At 64.7% G+C, this 3071-nt stretch carries 4 protein-coding genes; 2 read left to right on the plus strand and 2 right to left on the minus strand.

Annotated features, from left to right (window positions below):
• The first annotated feature begins 60 nt into the window (after positions 1–60).
• Both HRL51_RS11550 and HRL51_RS11555 read left to right on the plus strand, forming a co-directional pair.
• Complete coding sequence (locus HRL51_RS11550; RefSeq protein WP_194256555.1) at positions 61–543, plus strand: hypothetical protein; 483 nt, start codon at positions 61–63, stop codon at positions 541–543.
• Entirely contained in the window at positions 540–725 is a 186-nt protein-coding gene (locus tag HRL51_RS11555) for a hypothetical protein (RefSeq protein WP_194256556.1), read from the plus strand. The genes HRL51_RS11550 and HRL51_RS11555 overlap by 4 nt, the downstream gene beginning before the upstream one ends.
• A gap of 215 nt (positions 726–940) precedes the next feature.
• Here HRL51_RS11555 and HRL51_RS11560 read toward each other — a convergent pair whose 3' ends face one another.
• Both HRL51_RS11560 and HRL51_RS11565 read right to left on the minus strand, forming a co-directional pair.
• Positions 941–2203 (minus strand): protein rep, encoded by a 1263-nt coding sequence (locus HRL51_RS11560; RefSeq protein WP_342355664.1) that lies wholly within the window; start codon positions 2201–2203, stop codon positions 941–943.
• Positions 2204–2667: 464 nt separating this feature from the next.
• On the minus strand, positions 2668–3012 hold the full coding sequence (locus tag HRL51_RS11565) for a hypothetical protein (protein WP_194256554.1): 345 nt from the start codon (positions 3010–3012) through the stop codon (positions 2668–2670).
• Between the last annotated feature and the right edge of the window lie 59 nt (positions 3013–3071).

Consider the following 3071-nt stretch of genomic DNA (forward strand, 5'->3'; position numbering starts at 1 on the left):
GCGCGACACAATTTGACAACTGGCGAGACATTTGACGTCAAGTGCCCTAACATCGGGTTTATGACCCCTCGCAGCGTCAAGAAACGCGACACCCAGAACGTCAAGAAGCGTGACATCACCGCCGTCGACTACGGCCAGCCCCAGGAGATCGTGCCTGCGACCGACGTCGTGACCCTGACCGCAGTCAAGGGCTGCGCCGTGCAGTGGCTCGATCAGTGCAAAGGGCGGCTAGAGGCATACCCGGACGCGCTCAACGATGACCCGATGGGGAGGCGCGCCTATGCCGCGAACCTGCTGGGCGCGCTGTCTGAGCTGGACGAAGCGATCAAGACGCTCACGCAGCTAGCCGCCCAGATCGCCAGCACGCCCAGTGCTGCTGGATATGCCGACATGGGGCCGACCGACGTCGCCACCGCAACCGGAATCAGCCGTCAGACCGCCGACGCCTGGCGCAACCGTCCGTACAGGATCGACGCCAGGCCCGCACCCGGCGTCTGGCTCACAGAGCAGCTAATCAACCCAGCCAAGGAGACGAAGAAATGAAGGCACTTGGAGTGATGATCGGCCTCCCTATCGGGCTTGCGCTGTACGTGCTGTGGCCGTCCGTCGTATTCCTACTCACCGTCGGAGCCTGGCTGTACCTGGTCCAGGACTGGGCCGGCTGGTTAGTCCTGGCGCTAAGCCTGGTCCCCTCGATTGCCTGGCACGTCCTACGGGCACGCTAGCCGCTGGCGGGCCTCAGGCTCCCTCCCAAAAGGCAGGGGCCTGCCTTCCGTTCTGCCGTCGTCGGCGGGTGAGCCTGCCACACCCGGCAGGGCCCAGAGCCATGAGGTCCCCCACGCCGGGGCCTGCACACCAGGCCGCTAAAAACTCTAGGTAGCGCATGGGTGCCTAGCCCCGGCATGCGGGACCTCACAGCCCCGGACCCCACCGGGCGCGGCTAAACGGCTCCTGCCGACGGCGACCGACCGGAAGGCAGGGGGTTTTCAGGGCGGACGTAGGGCACACCCCAGGCAGTCAGTAGAGCCAGTGCAGCCCCAACGCCGCCGGCCTCGCACACGTCGAGCACTTCAGCGGCTCGCTCGTAGACCGTCGCCCTCCAGTCCTCGATAGCGATCCATGCCTGAACCTTGTCGCCGGCCTCCTCGGCCGCAATCTCCTCGTCTGTAATGTCCTCAACCTTGCCGAACTCGCGTAGAGACCGGGACCAGGTCAGAGCTCGCCGGTTGTGGCTGACTCGCTCGAACTCGTGCCAGAGGTCCAGGTCATCGGCGTCGCCGGTCTCATTGACCGAGGCCGCAATCTGGAACGGGGTCCGGTTCTCCCCGCGCGCTTTTTTGAACGCGCCTAGCGTGGCCTCAGCGGCAAGGTCACTCGGCGAAGTGGCCGTGCCCATTTTGGCGACGTACTGCCCCATAGTGGCGGCGTCGCCGGGGCATGCAGTCTGCCAGTCCATGCCGCCGGAGTCTGCTACCGCATCCAGACCATGCCTGCCCAGTGCTCGAACCCAACGGCCCCACACCTGAGCCGGTGCCGTGGTCTCGTGCGGGTCAACCTCAGTCACGAACACCGCGTGCACGTGGACATGCCAACCGTGCTTGCCGTGGGTGACCTCAACGGCCCTCGCCCAGCCAACTAGCCCGAGATCATCCCTCTCACGAGTCCACTGCTTGCCCGAGGTCACCTTTGACCACGCATGCCCCAGGGCCTTCCAGAGGTCCGCGAGCCTTTGCCCTTTCCGGTGCCGCATGGTCAGGGTCAGCATGGAGACCCGCAACCCCTCGGAATCAGCCTTCGCCAGCACGCCCGCTAGATCCGATGCTCGACGCGCTGCGATCTTGGCTGAGCACACCGGGCATGCCCACACGCTGCCGCAGGTCGTCAGATTTCCCCAGCCTGCGCCTGATCCGTCATCGGCTGACCTCAGCGATACAAGGTCGCCTTCACCCCGGGAGCATCGACCACATTTGCGAACCCGCTCAAGGTCAGTAAACCGCTGAATGCCGCGCCTAAGGTCGTATCGCTGAGCACGGGGGGAAGAGTTATTCGCGTCTTTACCAAGCCGCGCGGCTTCGCCCTTCGCCGCGCTGGCGCGCGGCTTGGGCTGCGCCTGCGCGGGGCGCGCTGGCGCGCCGTCCCTTGACGGCCCTCTCACCAGCCCTACACTCATGTTGATCGACCTCTTCACCAGGTTGTTCAGCATCGACGTCACAGGGCGGCAACCCTTGTCGGTGCTTGTGTTTCGTGAGAAAGCCCCGGGCCCCAGTTATGGAGTCCGGGGCTTTCTCGATTTCCTGCCTTGGACGCTAGCGCCCTAGGCCCACTGGGTTTGGGAAGCGCGTCGGTGCGTCGTCAGGTTTAGGCACCTGCTTTCGCAGCTCAACCAGTTCCGCCCACTCGGGCGACTGTCGAATCAGCCGTGACCCCTCTAGCGCCTCATCAACGGCTCGGCGCTGAGCTGCTTCCTCGGCCTCGCGGCGCTGCTGATCCCTCATGACCTCGTCTAGTACCTGGCGAACCAGCGGCGAGATCAGCGACCCCTCTCGATATGCCCAGGCCCTCAGCCACTGCCATTGCTCCTGGCTGATCATCACTACCAGCCGATGGTGAGACTGAGACCGATCCCGTGGCTCATCCGTCATAGCGAGAACAACCCTTCGGGTCACCTCACTCCTCCACGCTCACGGCTCGGCGGGCCGTGTAGTACAAGCCCGACTGCCCGCCAGACGCCCACGCCCCAACCATCGCTCCCTCGAGCACGATCACATCGCCGGGGTCAACGTCCTCTGGCTCCTCGTCGAGCTTGACTGTGATGACCTCATCCCGCTGATGAGGGCCAGGCTCCCCCGGCTGATCCGGCTCGGCAGGCAGGATCACGTCAACTGCCCATCGGGGCTGTCCATCCCGCTCGGCCCAGTCCCACTGGCCGGCCTCCTCGTCATAGGTAGACACGCGAAAGACCGCGCGTGCCTCGACCTCGCCCAGAATGATTCGCTGCTGACGGCGCGCCAATTTTTTCTCCTTTCGGCGCTTGCGTTTCGTAGGTACAACGTACCAACTACCGTCAAGAA

The organism is Actinomyces faecalis (assembly GCF_013184985.2).
Taxonomy (GTDB): domain Bacteria; phylum Actinomycetota; class Actinomycetes; order Actinomycetales; family Actinomycetaceae; genus Actinomyces; species Actinomyces faecalis.